Here is an 18,100-nt window from a genome sequence, read left to right as displayed (position 1 = left end):
TACGACTCGCTCGGCCCCGAAAGGGCTCCAGCCCCCTCCCGCCACCCCCACCGCTGCATAGAACGTCGACGCCACGCCGCCGGGACGGTCAACGCGCTTGGCCTTTTTGCCAAATACAGGGAAAAGAGAAAAACCTGGCGCGCCGCTCCCATCGGCCCGCCTGCCGGGCCGACGGGAGCATTCGGAAATGGATGGCCATTGGCTGCAAGGCAGCGGCCGACGCGGTGTTTGAATCGGTTTTTTTGATATCCGCGCGTGGTACAGCATCGCTCTTGGGGAAGCGTTCGGTTCCGCCAGAGTGCTGCGCATGCGGATGAACTGGCTGAATGCCACTGAGGGGCTCCGCAAGGGAGCCCCTCAGGGACGGCGCGGCACGTCTTCCATAACCACTGGACGAACCGCTACAAGCAAAGCAGCTTCCAAAAAACCTCAGGCCGTCCCGCCCACCGTCAGACCATCCATCCGAACCGTCGGCATCCCTACTCCGACAGGCACGCTCTGGCCTTCCTTCCCGCATGTACCCACGCCGGAATCCAGCTGCAGGTCGTCCCCGATGAAACTGACGCGGTTCATCGCATCCGGACCGTTGCCGATCAGCGTCGCGCCCTTCACCGGATACGTCACCTTGCCGTTTTCTATCATGTAGGCTTCCGATGTGGAAAAGACGAACTTGCCGCTGGTGATGTCCACCTGTCCGCCACCGAAATTCACCGCATACAGCCCTTTCTTGACCGAAGCGATGATTTCCGCCGGAGGCACCTTGCCAGCCAGCATATAGGTATTGGTCATGCGCGGCATGGGCAGGTGGGCGTACGACTCGCGGCGGCCATTGCCGGTAACAGGCATCTTCATCAGGCGCGCATTCATGGAATCCTGCATATAGCCCTTCAGGATGCCGTCCTCGATCAGCACATTGCGCTGCGTGGCGTTGCCTTCATCGTCAATGTTCAGCGAGCCGCGGCGGTCGGCAATCGTCCCGTCATCGACCACCGTAACGCCCTTGGAGGCCACTCTTTCGCCGATGCGGCCGGAAAACACGCTGGAACCCTTGCGATTGAAATCGCCTTCCAGGCCGTGTCCGACGGCCTCGTGCAGCAAGATGCCGGGCCAGCCCGAACCCAGGACCACCGTCATTTCACCCGCTGGCGCGGGTCGAGCCTGAAGGTTGGTCAGGGCTTCGTGTGTGGCACGCTGCACGTAGGAGCGCAAGATATCGTCGGTGAAATAGGCCAGGCCGCTGCGGCCGCCGCCCCCGCCATGTCCCATCTCGCGGCGGCCGTCGCGTTCGGCTATCACCGTCAGCGACAAACGCACCAGCGGCCGAACGTCGGCCGCAAGGCGGCCGTCGCTGCCGGCAACCAGGACCACGTCGTATTCGGCGCCCAGTCCAGCCATGACCTGGATGATGTGCGGATCGGCCGCGCGCGCCATCGCCTCGATGCGCTCCAGCAAGGCCACCTTGTCGGGCGCCGACAAGGTATTGACCGGATCGATGGCGGGATAAAGATCATGCCCCTTGGGCGGATGGCCGCTGATCACCTTTTGCCGGCCCGCCCCCTGGCGTCCTATGGTGCGCACCACGCGCGCCGAGGACAGCAACGCATCAGGGGACAAGGTATCGGAATAGGCGAATGCCGTTTTTTCCCCGCTGATGGCGCGTACGCCTACGCCCTGCTCGATGGAGAAACTGCCCGTTTTGACGATACCTTCTTCAAGGCTCCAGCTTTCACTGCGAGTGTATTGAAAATAAAGGTCGGCATAATCGACCTTGTGCGTGAATATTTCACCCAGGGCCCTCGCCATGTCGGCTTCGCCAAGGCCCCAGGGGTCCAGTAGAACCGATTTAGCGGTGGCCAACGCATTAATGCCTGGATCAACAATTTTCATATATGTAGTAACCGTGATGTGTTTACATCGTCCGATGTTTAAGAGCGGGTAAAGAGGCGCGCACTTCTGCCAGCCGTTCAAGATTCATATTGCCTATGGCGAAGCCCGGGCCTTCGGCAAGGCAATCCACGATTTCGCCCCAAGGGTCAATTAGAACAGAATGCCCCCAGGTACGCCGGCCGTTCTCGTGCTTGCCGCCCTGGGCCGCAGCCAGTACATAGCATTGATTCTCGATGGCTCGGGCGCGCAGAAGGACTTCCCAATGCGCCGACCCCGTTGTATAGGTGAAGGCGGCTGGCAATATTAAAAGGTTTATATCGCCCAAAGCCCTGAAAAATTCGGGAAACCGCAAATCGTAACAAATCGAAAGTCCGATCCGTCCGCAAGGCGCCGTGAAAGTCTGGGGAGGATTATCTCCGGGCCGTATGGTCACGGATTCATCGAAGGATTCGGCGCCTTTATTAAATCCGAATAAATGGATTTTATCGTAACGGGCGACCTGCTTTCCGGACGGATCGTAAACCAGGCTCGTATTATAAATGCGATCGGGTTCGTCATTATCCAGCGGCAAGGTTCCACCCACCAGCCATACGCCGTAACGGCTGGCTTGTTCGGCAAGGAAATCCTGGATAGGGCCTTTACCGGGGATTTCCTTCAGCGCCAGCTTGTCCGTATCTTTACGGCCCATTAGGCAGAAATACTCAGGAAGCGCAATAAGCTGGGCGCCCTCGCCTGCGGACTGGGCGATGAGTTTCGCCGCCTCTTGCAGATTATGCGCCAGATCGGTGGACGATACTGTTTGTACGGCCGCGATCCGGAAATTACTATTTAGTGCATTCATTAGCAAAATGACAATTGGGGAAAAGAATTAAATCCAAATCGGGGCGCCGATTTAGCTTATTAAAATAAAAAGTACGTTAGAATTTGCAGGCTTAGTATGCGGCAAGCCATAACCGGTAAGCGCCTGTAAACCATTTAACCAGGAATATCGAATGACTCGCGATTCTTACACCGCTCTTAAACAAAAAATTGAAAAAGAAATCCTGAAACTGCAAAAGCAGGCTCAGAATCTGCAAACAAAGCGCCGAGGCCCCGTTATTGCATCAATAATCCGCTCCATGCGGGAATACGATATCACTCCGGAAGACATTGCGGCCGCGTATAGCAAAAAAACCACTCGCACCGTTGCACGCAAGCCCTCGGCACCATCGGGAACCGCGGTCAAACGGACTGTGCCGGCCAAATATCGGCATCCCGACACGGGCGACACCTGGACGGGGCGCGGCAAGGCTCCGCGCTGGATCGCCGCTGCCGAGGCCGAGGGAAAAAGCCGCGACGATTACCTGATAAACAAATAAACCTCCAGTCGGACCGTGGCGCCGCTGGCGCCACGGTCCGCACGCAAACCAAGGCCGCAAACATTACCGGCCGTCGATTTCCATGCATTAATACGGGTTCGGCTTTCCGTCAGCGCCGATGATCGTACTCGACCTCGCGCACTTGGCCGTTATTGCCCGGGAAACCATCAAATACCGCCTGTGCCAAATAAGGCATGACCTGCAGCAGATTTTCTCCGGCACTGACATTCACCGCGCTCGATCGATATACTTCGGCGCCCTGATTCCGATTATCTTTTATGGTCACGGTTAATGTGTTCTTATACACATCAACCGGCACATTCGATACGGAAGGCGTCATGTAGATGCCGCCGCCCCAGCCGCGATAACCGCCGTAGTATCCCCCAAAAGCCGGACCGAATCCCCAGCCATCGTTCAAGTATGGGTCGTTATAACGCTGCACCCAAGTCTGCGTGACCGGATTATCGTAACTGATATGCACATCGAATCTGGGCGAGCTTCCCGCCGCGGCCTCGACCAGGCCGGTGGGCCCGATGGCCGCGCGTACCGTGTCGGCAATGCTATCGAACTCCAGATTATTGACTTGGGAAGCCGCCGGGACGATACGGTAGCTCTGCCCCGATGCATCCGCGGGCCATTGCTGGAAGCTGGTAACCCTTGCCGATATCGTCGAGGCGCAGCCCGCAAGGAGCGCCGTGCTTGCCATAACGGCCAAGAACCGCAACAGTGTGCCGAATAGCCGGCCAGATTTATTCCACATATATCCCTCTGCCTGATTGCCTACGTTGCCAGCATAATGCGTTCCTACGTCGGACCGCCCTTTTATACGACATAAGACCATCGCATGCGCCGGAAGGTTGCATCCTTCTTGTAAAAACCGCAACATGGCGCAAACACTACAATAGGCAAATCCCAGAATATTTTGAAGATCGACCATGCGTACCGATAGCGCCCCCACGATTTCCCGCCACGATTATCTGCCCTACCCCTACAGTCTGCCAAGCGTCGAATTCACATTCGATCTGGACCCGGCGCAAACGCGTGTGCACGCACGCATGGAATTCGAAAGAAAAACGGAGCAGGCCCAGCCCTTGGTGCTGAACGGACAGGATCTCGAGCTTGTGTCCCTGCTGCTTGACGGCCAGGCCCTGCCCGAGACCCAGTATCGCCTGGAAGACGGAAGCCTTACGTTATTTCCGGCCGCGCAACGCTTTACGATCGAGATCACCAGCCTGTGCCGGCCCGCCGACAATTCCAGCTTGATGGGCCTGTATGTATCGGGCGGCAAGCTGTTTACCCAATGCGAGGCCGAAGGCTTCCGGCGCATTGCCTGGTTTCCCGACCGGCCCGATGTCATGTCGCGCTATCGCGTGCGGCTGCGCGCCGACAAGCAACGCTATCCCCTGCTGCTATCCAATGGGAACCTGCTTTCGCAAGGCGGCCTGCCCGGTGGCAGGCACGAAGCGCTGTGGGAAGATCCGCAACTCAAGCCCTGCTACCTTTTCGCGCTGGTCGCGGGCGACTTCGATTGCCGCGAGCAGACTGTGCAAACCGGCAGCGGGCGCCAGGCCTTGCTGCAGGTGTACAGCGACCTGGGCTCCCGGAACAAGACCGCATGGGCCCTGGATTGCCTGGCCCGTTCAGTGCAATGGGACGAACAGCGCTTCGGACTGGAACTGGATCTGGACCGTTTCATGATTGTCGCCGCACGCGACTTCAACATGGGCGCCATGGAAAACAAGGGCCTGAACATCTTCAATTCGGCCTATGTACTGGCCGACCGCGACAGCGCCACCGACTCCGCATATCGCGCCATCGAGGCCGTTATCGGACACGAATATTTCCACAACTGGACGGGAAACCGCGTTACTTGCCGCGACTGGTTCCAGCTTTCGCTTAAAGAAGGCTTGACGGTGTTCCGCGACCAGGAATTCTCGGCCGACATGCTGGCCAGCGGCCTGTCGGGACCCGAGGCCGCCAGCGCGCGCGCCGTCAAGCGCATCGACGATGTCAGCACCTTGCGCATTGCGCAATTCCCTGAAGACGCCGGTCCCATGGCACATCCCATCCGGCCCGAAAGCTATCAGGAAATCGGCAATTTCTATACCGCGACCGTTTACGAGAAAGGCGCCGAAGTCATACGCATGCAGCACACTCTGCTGGGCGAAGAGGGATTCCGCGCCGGCCTGGATGAATATTTTCGCCGCCACGATGGCCAGGCCGTCACCTGCGACGATTTCGTCAGCGCCATGGAGTCCGTGTACGCCCAGCGCAATCCCGGCAAGACGCTGGAGGTATTCCGGCGCTGGTATTCGCAAGCGGGCACCCCGCGCGTCTCGGTCCGGCTGGCCTATGACGAGTCCCAACGAAGCTGCGCCATTACGCTGAGCCAGCGCTGCGACCCGGTGGGCGTGGAAAAACTGCAGCAGCCGCCCCTGCGCAAGCCGCCTTTGCATATTCCATTTGCGCTGGGCCTGCTGGATCGGCAGGGCCGGCCGCTGCCGATCACGCTGGGCGGCCGAACATCCGAAACCGTCCTGCTGGAGCTTTCCGACACCGAGCATGCCTGGATACTCACCAACATACCGGAAGAGCCGATTCCTTCGCTACTGCGCAATTTCTCGGCGCCGGTCATCGTCGAATTCGAGCGCGGCAACGCCGACCTGATGCTGCTGGCCAGGCACGACACCGATCCCTTTGCCCGTTGGGAGGCGGGTCAGGAGCTGGCCTTCCGGGCGCTGCTGGCGATGGTGCAGGCATACGCCGCCAACGAAATGCCGGCAGCCGATACGCAGCTCATCGACACGTGGCGCGATCTGCTCACCGATCCGCTATTGACCCCCGCCTACCAGGCGCGCGTACTGACTCTGCCCAGCGAAAAAGAGCTGCTTGAAAAAACCGTTCCCATGGATCCCTTGAATGCGGTCCAGGCCAGCAGGCGCATGCGTGCGGAACTGGGCAAGGCGCTGGCCTCGTTGTGGCTGGATACCTATCAGGCCAATACGGACAATGGCGGGCACTACCAGCCGGACCCGCTATCGGCGGGCCGCCGCTCGCTCAAGAACCTGGCGCTTTCCTATTTGATGGCCGCGGCGCATCCGCAGGCTGAAGCGCTGGCGCTGGACCAATACTACAAGGCAAGCAACATGACAGACCGCATGGGCGGACTGTCGGCGCTGGTGCATCATGGCTCGTCCGCCGAAGCGTCCAAAGCGCTGGATCATTTCTATGAACAATGGCAGCAGGACGACTTGATCATGGACAAGTGGTTTGCATTGCAAGCCACCGCGCCCACGACCACCGTCGAAACGGTTCGCGCCCTGATGCTGCATCCCGCTTTCTCGCTGCGCAATCCCAACCGGGCGCGTTCGCTGGTCTTCCAATTCTGCATGAACAATTTACGCGGCATACACCATCCGGAAGGCTATGCCTTCTGGGCCGAGCAAGTCCTGGCGCTGGATGAGCTGAACCCCGAGATAGCGGCGCGCCTGGCGCGTACTTTCGATAATTGGGCGCGATACGCGCCGGCTTATCGCGACGCCATCCATGACGCTCTGAAGCGAATCCAGCAACACCCCGACTTGTCGCGCAACGTGTCGGAAATCATTTCCAAAGCATTGAACATCTAGTCCCGGAGCATGTAGATGAAACGCAAAACCCTGACCCAGTATCTGGTCGAACAACAAAGAAAGAAACAGGCGGTATCGGCCGAAGTGCGCCTGCTTATCGAAACCGTCGCGCGCGCCTGCAAGGCCATCAGCCACGCCGTCAGCAAAGGCGCGCTGGGCGGCGTTCTGGGCAGCCTGGGTACTGAAAACGTACAGGGCGAAGTGCAGAAGAAGCTTGACGTTCTATCCAATGAAATCCTTCTGGAGGCCAACGAATGGGGCGGCCATCTTGCCGCCATGGCCTCCGAGGAAATGGAAACCATACACCGCATCCCCAACCGCTACCCCAAGGGCGAGAACCTGTTGCTGTTCGATCCCCTGGACGGCTCGTCCAACATCGATGTCAATGTGTCCATAGGCACCATTTTTTCGGTGCTGCACGCCCCGCATCACGCGTCGGGCCGCGACGTCGACGAAAACGATTTCCTGCAGGCCGGCTCGCAACAAGTGGCCGCCGGGTACGCGGTGTACGGCCCGCAAACCATGCTGGTGCTGACCGTGGGCAACGGCGTGGTCGGCTTTACGCTGGACCGCGAAATGGGTTCATGGGTGCTGACGGACGAAGACATCCGCATTCCCGAGCAGACCGCCGAATTCGCCATCAACATGTCCAACATGCGCCACTGGGAAGCGCCGGTGAAGCGCTATATAGACGATTGCCTGGCCGGCAAGACGGGCCCGCTGGGCAAGGACTACAACATGCGCTGGATCGCGTCGATGGTGGCGGATGTGCATCGCATCCTGACGCGCGGCGGGATATTCATGTATCCCCGGGACGAGCGGCCCTCCGGAAAGGCCGGCAAGCTGAGGCTGATGTACGAGGCCAATCCCATGAGCTTCATTGTGGAGCAGGCTGGCGGCGCCGCCACGGATGGAAGCCGGCGCATCCTGGATGTCCAGCCCGACGCGCTGCACCAGCGCATCGGCGTTGTCCTGGGATCAAAGGAAGAAGTGGAACGGGTTCAGCGCTACCACCAGGAAGCCTGATCCTGGCCTGGCCCCGGCCGGCGCCGGGGCCGGGCAGGCTTACTCCAGCGTCAGTATGGTTGCGCCGGTGGTCTTGCGGCCGGCCAGGGCTTCCTGTGCGTCGCCCGCGGCGGCCAGCGGAAAGCGCTGCCCTATGGTGATGCCGATTTTCTTTTTGACTACCAGACCGAACAACTCGTCGGCGGCCGACTGCATTTTTTCCTGGGTGGCCACGTGCGTTCCCAGAGTGGGCCGGGTCACGAACAAAGAACCCTTGCTGGCCAGCACGCCCAGATTCACATTTTCGACGGGACCCGACGCATTGCCGAAGCTGACCATCAGCCCGCGCGGCTCCAGGCAATCCAGGGATGTCAGCCAGGTGTCCTTGCCCACGCCGTCGTAAACCACCGGCACCTTCTTGCCGCCGGTCAGCTCGTTGACGCGCTCGACCACGTTTTCACGGGAATAGTCGATGACTTCCCAGGCGCCGTGAGCCTTGGCCAAGGCCGCCTTTTCGGGCGTGGATGCCGTGCCGATCAGCTTGACGCCCAGGGCTTTGGCCCATTGGCAGGCGATCAGGCCCACACCGCCGGCAGCCGCGTGGAACAGGATGGTCTCGCCGCCTTGCAGGCGGTAGGTCTGGCGAAACAGGTATTGAACGGTAAGGCCCTTTAGCATCATGGCCGCCGCCTGGTCGAAATCCACGCCCTTGGGCAGCTTCACGACCCGGTTGGCCGGAACATTGCGCGCTTCGGCGTAGGAGCCTATGGGGCTTTGGCCATAGGCCACCCGATCGCCGACCTTCAGGTGCTTGACATCGGCGCCCACGGCCTGAACCACGCCCGAGGCCTCGAAGCCCAGGCCATGAGGCAATGGATGGGCATAAAGGCCGGTTCTGAAATAGATATCGATAAAATTAAGGCCCACCGCTTTTTGACGTATAGTTACCTCGTTTTTCTCGGGCGCGGGGACATCGACCGAAACGAGCTTCAACACTTCGGGACCGCCGTTTTTCTCGATACGTATCGCTTTGACCTGGTTTTCCAAGACTGACTCCTTGCGTGAAATAATGCGTGCTCGACAATTGCGCCTAGTTTAAATCCTTATTGCCTATCCGTACCTGAAAATATGAATCGTCAGCGTGCCGTTTTTGCGATTCATATCGCTGCCATCCTGTTCGGCCTTACTGGCATTTTCGGCGAATTGATCCAGGCCGATGCCATGGTCATCACCGCGGGCCGCGCCAGCTTCGCCGTTCTGGCGCTGCTGGCCGTCATGCGTTCCATGGGAGCCTCCCCCTTTCTGGGCGTAACGCGCAAGAACATCAAAGTGCTCGCCCTGGCCGGCTTCATGCTGGCCGTCCACTGGGTGACCTTTTTCCTGGCCGTGAAGATCAGCGGAGTGGCCATCGCCACCCTGGGCTTTGCCAGCTTTCCCGCCTTCATCACCTTGTGCGAATGCGTGTTCTTCAAGGAAAAGATCAGCATGGGCGAATGGCTGATCCTGCTGCTGGTCACGCTGGGCCTTGTGCTGGTCACGCCTTCCTTCGATTTCCAGGACGACGCCACCCTGGGTCTGGCGTGGGCGATCCTGTCGGGACTGACCTTCGCGCTTTTCACGCTCATCAACCGGCGCGCGGCCTCGCGCATACCTGCCCAGCAGGTGGCATGCTGGGAGAACCTGTTCGTGGCCCTGATGACCCTGCCCTTCGCCTTTCCGGCCATCACCCAGCTGGGTGCCCTGGACTGGGTATGGATGGCCATGCTGGGCATACTTTGCACCGCCCTCTCGCATTACCTGCTGGTGTCCAGCCTGATGGTGCTGAAAGCCCGCAGCGCAGGCATCGTGATCGCCCTGGAACCGGTTTATGCGATCTTCTTTGCGGCGGTGCTTTTCGCCCAATACCCCTCTCTGCGCGCGCTGTTCGGCGGCGCGCTGATGGTGGGCGCCATCGTATGGTCGGGCTTGCGCCAGGCCGGCAAGAAGCCGGCCTGAGCCCGCATCAGCCGCGCGCGACCAACTCGGCCACGGCGCGCCCCACGTCTTGCGTGGTGGCCTTGCCGCCCATGTCGGGCGTGCGCGGGCCTTGCTCCAACACGGTCTCGATGGCTTTGAGCACATCGGCCGCCGCCTGCGGATAGCCCAGGAAATCCAGCATCATGGAACCGCTCCAGATCTGGCCTATGGGGTTGGCGATGCCTTTGCCGTAGATATCGGGCGCCGATCCGTGGACCGGCTCGAACAGCGAAGGGAACAGTCGGTCGGGGTTCAGGTTGGCCGATGGCGCTATGCCTATGGTGCCCGTGCAAGCCGGCCCCAGGTCGGACAGGATATCGCCGAAAAGATTCGATGCGACCACCACGTCGAACCAATCGGGATGCTGCACGAAATGCGCGCAGAGGATGTCGATATGGTATTTGTCCCAGCGCACATCGGGATAATTGCCGGCCATCTCGGCCACCCGGTCATCCCACCAGGGCATGGATATGGAAATGCCGTTGGACTTGGTGGCGGCCGTCAGGTGCTTGCCGCGTTTCCGCGCCAGTTCAAAAGCGAACTTAAGGACGCGATTGGCGCCGATGCGGGTAAAGATGCTTTCCTGGATCACCACTTCGCGCTCGGTGCCTTCAAACAGCCGCCCGCCGCTGTTGGAGTATTCGCCCTCGGTGTTCTCCCGCACGATATAGAAGTCGATATCGCCCGGCTTGCGGCCGGCCAGCGGCGATGTCACGCCTGGCATCAGCCGCACAGGCCGCAAATTGATGTACTGATCGAACTCGCGGCGGAACTTGAACAGGGATTCCCACAATGCGACGTGATCCGGCACGGTGGCCGGCCATCCGATGGCGCCGAAAAAGATGGCTTCGTGACCGCCTATGCGCTCTTTCCAGTCCACGGGCATCATGCGCCCGTGCTGCGCGTAGTAATCGGAACTCCAGTCGAGGACATCCCAGTCGAAACGAATGCCGTGGCGGCTGGCGACGGCATCCAGCACCCGCAAGCCCTCGGGCATGACTTCCTTACCAATACCGTCGCCGGCTATGACGGCTATTTTATGAATATCGGACACGTGATTCCTTTTTATCTGATTGATGATGTAATCAATATCCCTGGCCTCTGGATACGACACCCGTCACCGGACGGCCTTGCTCCAGGAGATCGATCTTGCGCAAAACCTGCCCCACGGTTTCCTGCTCCAGGGTCATGGCGGCAACGTGCGGCGTAATACGGATCTTTGGGTGCTTCCAATAGGGATGGCCGGCGGGCAGAGGCTCGACGCGAAACACGTCCAGCAGCGCCCCCTGCAAATGCCCTTCGTCGATCAGGGCCAGGAGGTCTTCATCGACCACATGCGGACCCCGCGCAACGTTGATGACATAACCGCCGGGACGCAATTGTTGCAGATTCCGCCGATCCAGTATGTTCTCGGTATCGGGCGTCAAAGGCAGCACATTGACCAGCACACGGGTACGAGCCAGGAAAGCCGACAGCTGATCGGATCCATCAAAGGCCTGGACCCCGTCGATCCGCCTGACGCTGCGCGACCAGCCCGCCGTTGGGTAACCGGCTGCCGCGATCGCTTGCGCGACCTGGCTGCCAATGGCGCCCAGACCCATGACGCCGACCGGCCAATCATCGTAGCAAATGGGCGTCAATTGCCGCCACTGCCCCGCCTGCTGCAAGTCGGCGTAATCGGAAAACCGGCGCGAGGCGTGGGCGATGCCGTGCAGCACGTATTCCGACATTTGCCGGGCCATGCCGGCGTCCTCAAGGCGCACCACGGGAAGGTCCCGGGGCAGTTCCGGCAGGCGCATGACGCTGTCCACGCCGGCTCCAAGGTTGAACGCGGCCTTCAAGCGGCGCTCTTGTCGGAACAGCGCGCCGGACGGTTTCCAGACGATGGCGTAATCGGCATCCACCGGCGCCTGGCCATCCGCCCATTCAATGAATTGCGCCGCCTTGCTGGCTCGAACGAAGCGTTCATGCCATTTCCGGGTAACTTCGGGCGTATTTCCTGCAACAACTATCCTGATCGACACAGCATCCTCGATGAATGAAAAATTTCCGCCCTACCTGCGGCGGCCTATAAGGGAACCCAGCACCCCCCGGACCAACTGCGTGGCGGTGCTGCGTATGGCGCTTTTCACGGCGGATTGCACGACGCCCTCGCGGCGCCCGCCCCGCGGGCCGGTGGAACCGAACAGGAAATCGTTGACCGTGCCCATCAGCCCGGCATCGCCCTGATCACCTTTTCCGCCGCCGGCCGCCGCCCCTTGTCCGGAGTCCGCCACCGCGGCCGTGTTGCGTTTCTGCAAAACCTCGTAAGCGGATTCGCGGTCTATGATCTGCTCGTACTTGCCGCCCAGCACCGAAGCCGAACGCAAGGCCTGGCGCTCCGCTTCCGAGGCCGGGCCTATGCGGCTGCCTGGCGCCATCATCCAGACGCGCTCCGTGGCCGTGGGGCGCCCCTTGGCGTCGAGCAGGGAAACCAGCGCCTCGCCCACGCCCAGCTCGGTGATGGCCGCCTCGATGTCCAGGCCGGGATTGGGCCGCATCGTCTGGGCCGCCGTCTTGACCGCTTTCTGGTCACGCGGCGTGAACGCCCGCAAGGCATGCTGAATCCGGTTGCCCAATTGCCCCAGCACGGTCTCGGGAATGTCCAGCGGGTTCTGGGTCACAAAGTAGACCCCGACCCCCTTGGAGCGCACCAGCCTGACGACCTGCTCGATTTTCTCGAGCAGCGCCTTGGGGGCATCATTGAATAATAAATGAGCCTCATCGAAAAAGAAGACGAATTTCGGTTTCTCGGGATCGCCCACTTCGGGCAGGCCTTCGTACAGGTCCGCCAGCATCCAGAGCAGGAAAACCGCATACAGGCGCGGCGATTGCATCAGCTTGTCGGCAGCCAGGATATTGACGATGCCCCGGCCTTTTTCATCGACGCGGATCAGGTCGAAGATATCAAGCATGGGTTCGCCGAAGAATTGGGCCGCGCCCTGGGATTCCAGCCGCAGCAAGCTTCGCTGTATGGCGCCGATGGAAGCCGACGACACATTCCCGTACTGCGTGCGCAGCTCGGACGAGCGGTCGGCGACGTTCTGCAGCATGGCGCGCAAATCTTTCAGATCGAGCAGCAATTGCCCCTCGTCGTCGGCCACCTTGAAGACCAGCGCCAGGACTCCTTCCTGGGTGTCGTTCAATTCCAGCATGCGGGACAGCAATAAAGGTCCCATATCGGATACCGTGGCCCGCACAGGGTGTCCCTGCTCGCCGAAGATGTCCCACAAGACGGTGGGGCAGTTCCCCCATGCGGGTTCGGGCAGGCCCAGCTTGACCAGCCTCTCCTGCAGCTTTGCGCTGCTGGCGCCCGGCTGCGATATGCCGCTGAGATCGCCTTTGACGTCTGCCATGAACACCGGCGTTCCCAGGCGGGAAAAGGCCTCGGCGAGGACCTGCAGGCTTACGGTCTTGCCGGTTCCGGTCGCACCGGTAATGCAGCCGTGGCGATTCGCCAATTCAGGAAGCAGCATCGATGCCGTGCTTGCATTTTTTGCAATGAGGATGGGGTCGGCCATATTCTTACCTTTCCGGACGCGGGCTGAAGGGAAGCCCAAGTGTAATTCGACGCTCTCTACTCTGCACGGGTAAAATGAGCTTCTTTATCTTTAATTGATGACACTTTATGGCCGGTCACAGTAAATGGGCGAACATCCAGCACCGAAAAGGTCGCCAAGACGCCAAACGAGGCAAGCTCTGGACAAAAATCATTCGTGAGATCACGGTTGCGGCCCGCGCCGGCGGCGCCGACCCCGACTCCAATCCACGCCTGCGCATGGCCTGGGACAAGGGCATGGCGGCCAATATGCCCAAGGAAAACATCCAGCGCGCGGTCCTGCGCGGCGCGGGCGGGGCCGACGGCGCCAATTACGAGGAAGTCCGCTACGAGGGTTATGGCGTGGGCGGCGCCGCCGTGATCATCGACTGCATGACAGACAACCGCATCCGCACGGTGGCCGAAGTGCGCCACGCGCTCAGCAAGAACGGCGGCAACCTGGGCCAGGAAGGCTCGGTCGCCTTCATGTTCAAGCACTGCGGCCAATTCCTGTTCGCGCCCGGCACCTCTGAAGAGCAGGTCATGGAAACCGCCCTGGAAGCCGGCGCCGAAGACATCCAGACTGACGACGAGGGCATGATCGAGGTCGTTTGCGCCCCGGCAGACTATGCCGCCGTCAAGGAGGCCTTCGAGCAGGCATCACTGACGCCGGAAGTGCAAGGCGTCATCATGAAGGCGCTGAGCGAAACCGAGCTGGCCGGCGAGGATGCGGTCAAGATGCAGAAAATGCTGGACGCGCTCGAAGGGCTGGACGACGTGCAAGAGGTATACACTACCGCCGCATTCGACGAATCCGACTGACCCAAGCGATTCCGCACGTTTCTTTTCCACTTTACTTCGCCTTACGGAAACTTTGGCCCTCACTATGAAATTACTGGTAATCGGTGGCGGTGGCCGCGAACACGCGCTGGCATGGCGCCTGGCGCAATCCCCCCGCATTCAAACCGTATATGTCGCCCCCGGCAACGGCGGTACCGCCCGATCGGGGCATATCAAGAATGTGGACATCACCGCCATTGACGAGCTCGTGGCTTTCGCACAGCAAGAAAGCATTGCCTACACCGTGGTCGGCCCCGAAGCGCCGCTGGCGGCCGGCGTGGTCGACGCGTTCCGCGCGGCGGGCCTGAAAATATTCGGCCCGACCCAGGCGGCGGCGCAATTGGAAAGTTCCAAGGACTACGCCAAGGCTTTCATGGTGCGCCACAACATCCCCACCGCGGCCTACCAGACCTTCACCGACCCGATCCTTGCCAAAGCCTATGTGCAGGACCAGGGAGCGCCCATTGTGGTCAAGGCCGACGGCTTGGCCGCCGGCAAGGGCGTCGTGGTCGCGGAAACCGTAGCCGAAGCGCAGCAGGCGATCGATCAAATGCTGGGCGACGGCTCGCTCGGTGACGCGGGCGCCCGCGTCGTCATCGAAGAATGCCTGATGGGCGAAGAAGCCAGCTTTATCGTGATGTGCGATGGCCAGCACGTGCTTGCGCTGGCCACCAGCCAGGATCACAAGCGCCTGAAAGACGGCGACCAGGGCCCCAATACCGGCGGAATGGGCGCCTATTCTCCCGCCCCGGTCATCACGCCGGCCCTGCATAACCGCATCATGCGCGAAGTCATACAGCCCACGACGGCCGGCATGTCCAAAGACGGCATTCCCTACACCGGTTTTCTGTATGCCGGGCTCATGATCGGGCCGGGCGCCGATTCGACGCGATCGCTGAAGGTGCTTGAATTCAACTGCCGCATGGGCGATCCCGAAACCCAGCCTATCATGATGCGCATCAAGAACGACCTGACCCAGGTCTTCGAGCTGGCCGTCTCGGGCCGGTTGGACCAGGCCAGCATAGACTGGGACCGCCGCACCGCGCTGGGCGTGGTCCTGGCCGCCAAGGATTATCCGGGCAAGCCCCGCACTGGCGATGTCATCAGCTCTTTACCCGAGGACACCGACGAATGCATGGTGTTCCATGCCGGCACGACCCTGGATAATGGTGTGCTCAAGACATCCGGCGGGCGTGTTCTTTGCGTGACGGTGCTTGCCGATTCGGTCAAGCGCGCCCAGGCCACCGTTTACGCCGCTGTCGCCCAGACACACTTCGACGGGCGGCAATACCGCAACGATATCGGGTGGCGCGCCCTGCCGGGCGCGGCCGCCTGAATACAAGCGCCGCTCCGCGCCACGAGCGGCAAGGAAGCTGAATGACCGTACCCATTTCCACCGCATACGATTATTTCCTGGATCTTCAGGCACGCATCGTGGAAGCCCTGGAAAGTTCCGATGGCAGCCGTTTCCAATCCGATCAATGGACCCGCGACGAAGGCGGCGGCGGACTGTCGCGCTATCTGGAAGGCGGCCCGCTGTTCGAACGGGCGGGCGTGCTGTTCAGCCATGTGCAGGGCAAGACCTTGCCCGCATCGGCCAGCGCCCACCGCAAAGAATTGGCGGGCCGCTCCTGGGAAGCCATGGGCGTCTCCATGGTGCTGCATCCGCGCAATCCCTATGTGCCCACCAGCCACATGAATGTGCGGCTGTTCGTGGCTCATGCGCCTTCCGGCAGCAAGGACCAGGACGTGTTCTGGTTTGGAGGCGGGCTGGACCTGACGCCTTTCTACCCCTTCGAGGAAGACGCCCGCCATTTCCACCAAGTCTGCCACGACGCCGTCCAGCCTTTCGGCGAGGACAAGTATCCGGCTTACAAAAAATGGTGCGACGACTATTTCTACTTGAAGCACCGCGACGAAACACGCGGCGTGGGCGGGCTGTTCTTCGATGACCTGAACGAAAGCGGATTCGACCATTGCTTCGCCCTTACCCGCTCGGTGGGCGATTGCTTCCTGGACGCCTACATGCCCATCGTCGAAAAACGCCGGCGCATGGAATACACCGACAGGCAGCGCGATTTCCAGGCCTATCGGCGCGGCCGCTATGTGGAATTCAATCTGGTTTTCGACCGGGGCACGCTGTTCGGCCTGCAATCGGGCGGACGGACCGAATCCATCCTGCTGTCCATGCCGCCCGCGGCCAACTGGCGCTACAACTGGACGCCCAAGGAAGGCACGCCCGAGGCGGCGCTTTCCGATTACCTGAAACCGCGCGAATGGCTATAAAGACCGGCCTGCTGGGCGGAAGCTTCGACCCCATCCATTTGGCCCATATCGCGCTGGCCGACACCGCCATGCAGGCGCTCGGCCTGGCTGGCGTCGAATTGATACCGGCAGCCCAGCCCTGGCAGCGCCGCCCCCTGGCGGCAAGCGGCGAGCACAGGCTGGCCATGCTGGAACTGGCGGTGGACGGGCATCCCGGCCTGCATGCGAACCCGATGGAAATCCGGCGCGGCGGGCATACCTATACCATCGACACCTTAAGAAGCCTGCCTTCGGGCGCCGACTATTACTGGATACTGGGTGCCGATCAGCTGGATAATTTCTGCTCCTGGCGCGACTGGCGGGAAATCACCGAACGGGTCCGGCTGGTAGTGGCCCAGCGCCCGGGCGCCTCCCTGGAGCCTCCTCTGCCCTTGCGGCGGCACCTGGACGGCTTGAAGCGCAGCCTGGTGACCCTGCCTTTCGAGCCCGTCGCCATCTCTTCCACCCTCATACGCCAACGAATTGCGCGCGGCGAACCCACCGACGGGCTGCTGGATGTTGCTGTCGCGCACTATATTGAACAAAATGGGCTTTACCAAGCCCCTGTCGCCTAACGTCTCACGGTATAGTCATTACATGGATATTCAAAAACTGCAACGCCTGGTCATAGATGCTCTGGAAGACGTGAAAGCGCAAGACATCAAGGTCTTCAATACGTCTCATATCACCGGCCTGTTCGATCGCGTCGTCATCGCCAGCGGCTCCTCCAATCGCCAGACCCGCTCCCTTGCATCCAGCGTGGCCGATCGCGCGCGCGAGCACAAGATTCCCATCATCGCCTTCGAGGGCGAGGATACCGGCGAATGGGTGCTGGTCGACCTGGGCGACATCGTCGTGCACTGCATGCAACCCATGGTTCGCCAGTACTACAATCTGGAGGAAATCTGGGGAGGCAAGCCTGTACGTGTGAAGCTACTGCCTCAATCGACTCAGCCCGGCATTCCCGAATCGTACAGCTACGACGACGAATAGGAATGGGGCGGGGCTGGTGAAACTGATCGTGGTCGCCGTGGGCACGCGGATGCCGGACTGGGTCGAGACCGCCTGGCGCGATTATGCGCGGCGTCTTCCGCAGGATTGCGTGCTCGAGCTCAAGGAAGTCAAGCCCGAACCGCGCACATCGGGCAAGACGCCCGCCCAGATGATGCAGGCCGAAGCCCGGCGCATCGATGCCGCCATCCCATCCGGCTCCTTGCGCATCGCGCTGGATGAGCACGGCAAAGACATGAGCACCATGGACCTGTCCCACGAGCTTGAAAAGTGGCGTGGCGGCGGGCAGGATATCGCCTTTTTAATAGGCGGCCCGGACGGCCTGGATGCCGACCTGAAACGTAATTGCCAGGGCCTGCTGCGGCTATCGTCCCTGACATTGCCGCACCCCATGGTCCGGATCGTGCTGGCCGAACAGCTTTACAGAGCCTGGGCTATCATGACCGGGCATCCCTATCACCGCGCTTGAGCAC

The 18,100-nt window shown here is 60.9% G+C and carries 17 protein-coding genes; 10 read left to right on the top strand and 7 right to left on the bottom strand.

Going from position 1 to position 18,100, the window contains the following annotated elements; genetic code table 11:
• Window positions 1–429 precede the first annotated feature (429 nt).
• Window positions 430–1,887, bottom strand: a complete 1,458-nt coding sequence (gene tldD, locus V0R37_RS18345; RefSeq protein WP_420375912.1) for a metalloprotease TldD — start codon at window positions 1,885–1,887, stop codon at window positions 430–432.
• Window positions 1,888–1,909: 22 nt separating this feature from the next.
• Window positions 1,910–2,728, bottom strand: a complete 819-nt coding sequence (locus V0R37_RS18340) for a carbon-nitrogen hydrolase family protein (protein ID WP_420375911.1) — start codon at window positions 2,726–2,728, stop codon at window positions 1,910–1,912.
• A 151-nt stretch (window positions 2,729–2,879) separates the two neighbouring features.
• On the opposite strand from V0R37_RS18340, the gene V0R37_RS18335 reads away from it, so the two are divergent.
• Entirely contained in the window at window positions 2,880–3,245 is a 366-nt protein-coding gene (locus V0R37_RS18335) for an H-NS histone family protein (protein ID WP_420375910.1), read from the top strand.
• Between the two features lie 109 nt (window positions 3,246–3,354).
• Here V0R37_RS18335 and V0R37_RS18330 read toward each other — a convergent pair whose 3' ends face one another.
• Complete coding sequence (locus V0R37_RS18330; RefSeq protein ID WP_420375909.1) at window positions 3,355–4,182, bottom strand: DUF4136 domain-containing protein; 828 nt, start codon at window positions 4,180–4,182, stop codon at window positions 3,355–3,357.
• On the opposite strand from V0R37_RS18330, the gene pepN reads away from it, so the two are divergent.
• Together pepN and V0R37_RS18320 are read left to right on the top strand one after the other, a co-directional pair.
• Window positions 4,181–6,874 carry an aminopeptidase N gene (gene pepN / locus V0R37_RS18325; protein ID WP_420375908.1) on the top strand — a complete coding sequence of 898 codons (2,694 nt, stop codon included), beginning with the start codon at window positions 4,181–4,183 and terminating at the stop codon, window positions 6,872–6,874. The genes V0R37_RS18330 and pepN overlap by 2 nt on opposite strands.
• A gap of 15 nt (window positions 6,875–6,889) precedes the next feature.
• A complete protein-coding gene (locus V0R37_RS18320; protein ID WP_420375907.1) occupies window positions 6,890–7,900 on the top strand; it encodes a class 1 fructose-bisphosphatase in 1,011 nt (336 codons plus the stop codon).
• A gap of 39 nt (window positions 7,901–7,939) precedes the next feature.
• On the opposite strand, the gene V0R37_RS18315 is transcribed toward V0R37_RS18320, so the two are convergent.
• Window positions 7,940–8,926 carry a quinone oxidoreductase family protein gene (locus V0R37_RS18315; RefSeq protein ID WP_420375906.1) on the bottom strand — a complete coding sequence of 329 codons (987 nt, stop codon included), beginning with the start codon at window positions 8,924–8,926 and terminating at the stop codon, window positions 7,940–7,942.
• Window positions 8,927–9,007: 81 nt separating this feature from the next.
• On the opposite strand from V0R37_RS18315, the gene V0R37_RS18310 reads away from it, so the two are divergent.
• Window positions 9,008–9,874, top strand: coding sequence for a DMT family transporter (locus V0R37_RS18310; RefSeq protein ID WP_420375905.1), 867 nt, complete (start codon window positions 9,008–9,010; stop codon window positions 9,872–9,874).
• Window positions 9,875–9,881: 7 nt separating this feature from the next.
• On the opposite strand, the gene V0R37_RS18305 is transcribed toward V0R37_RS18310, so the two are convergent.
• The 3 genes from V0R37_RS18305 to V0R37_RS18295 are packed head-to-tail and all read right to left on the bottom strand — an operon-like array spanning window position 9,882 to window position 13,455.
• The gene (locus tag V0R37_RS18305) at window positions 9,882–10,949 is read right to left on the bottom strand and encodes a tartrate dehydrogenase (RefSeq protein WP_420375904.1); all 1,068 of its coding nucleotides are present in this window, start codon (window positions 10,947–10,949) and stop codon (window positions 9,882–9,884) included.
• A 31-nt stretch (window positions 10,950–10,980) separates the two neighbouring features.
• Window positions 10,981–11,913: a 2-hydroxyacid dehydrogenase gene (locus V0R37_RS18300; protein WP_420376123.1), complete on the bottom strand. Its 933-nt coding sequence runs from the start codon at window positions 11,911–11,913 to the stop codon at window positions 10,981–10,983.
• Between the two features lie 36 nt (window positions 11,914–11,949).
• Window positions 11,950–13,455: a helicase HerA-like C-terminal domain-containing protein gene (locus V0R37_RS18295; protein ID WP_420375903.1), complete on the bottom strand. Its 1,506-nt coding sequence runs from the start codon at window positions 13,453–13,455 to the stop codon at window positions 11,950–11,952.
• Window positions 13,456–13,562: 107 nt separating this feature from the next.
• Here V0R37_RS18295 and V0R37_RS18290 point away from each other — a divergent pair, with 107 nt between their 5' ends.
• From V0R37_RS18290 to rlmH, 6 genes are all read left to right on the top strand, one after another.
• On the top strand, window positions 13,563–14,294 hold the full coding sequence (locus V0R37_RS18290) for a YebC/PmpR family DNA-binding transcriptional regulator (RefSeq protein WP_420375902.1): 732 nt from the start codon (window positions 13,563–13,565) through the stop codon (window positions 14,292–14,294).
• 64 nt (window positions 14,295–14,358) lie between these two features.
• Window positions 14,359–15,648 carry a phosphoribosylamine--glycine ligase gene (gene purD, locus V0R37_RS18285; protein WP_420375901.1) on the top strand — a complete coding sequence of 430 codons (1,290 nt, stop codon included), beginning with the start codon at window positions 14,359–14,361 and terminating at the stop codon, window positions 15,646–15,648.
• A gap of 41 nt (window positions 15,649–15,689) precedes the next feature.
• A complete protein-coding gene (gene hemF, locus V0R37_RS18280) occupies window positions 15,690–16,598 on the top strand; it encodes an oxygen-dependent coproporphyrinogen oxidase (RefSeq protein WP_420375900.1) in 909 nt (302 codons plus the stop codon).
• A complete protein-coding gene (gene nadD, locus V0R37_RS18275; protein WP_420375899.1) occupies window positions 16,589–17,191 on the top strand; it encodes a nicotinate (nicotinamide) nucleotide adenylyltransferase in 603 nt (200 codons plus the stop codon). The genes hemF and nadD overlap by 10 nt, the downstream gene beginning before the upstream one ends.
• A 22-nt stretch (window positions 17,192–17,213) precedes the next feature.
• Entirely contained in the window at window positions 17,214–17,609 is a 396-nt protein-coding gene (gene rsfS / locus V0R37_RS18270; protein WP_420375898.1) for a ribosome silencing factor, read from the top strand.
• 16 nt (window positions 17,610–17,625) lie between these two features.
• Window positions 17,626–18,096 carry a 23S rRNA (pseudouridine(1915)-N(3))-methyltransferase RlmH gene (gene rlmH, locus V0R37_RS18265; RefSeq protein ID WP_420375897.1) on the top strand — a complete coding sequence of 157 codons (471 nt, stop codon included), beginning with the start codon at window positions 17,626–17,628 and terminating at the stop codon, window positions 18,094–18,096.
• Window positions 18,097–18,100 lie beyond the last annotated feature (4 nt).

It is taken from the genome of Pollutimonas rozaliensis (assembly GCF_048751585.1).
Lineage (GTDB): Bacteria > Pseudomonadota > Gammaproteobacteria > Burkholderiales > Burkholderiaceae_B.
Note: the sequence above shows the minus strand (reverse complement) of the source record. Positions and strands in the feature narration are given on the sequence as shown.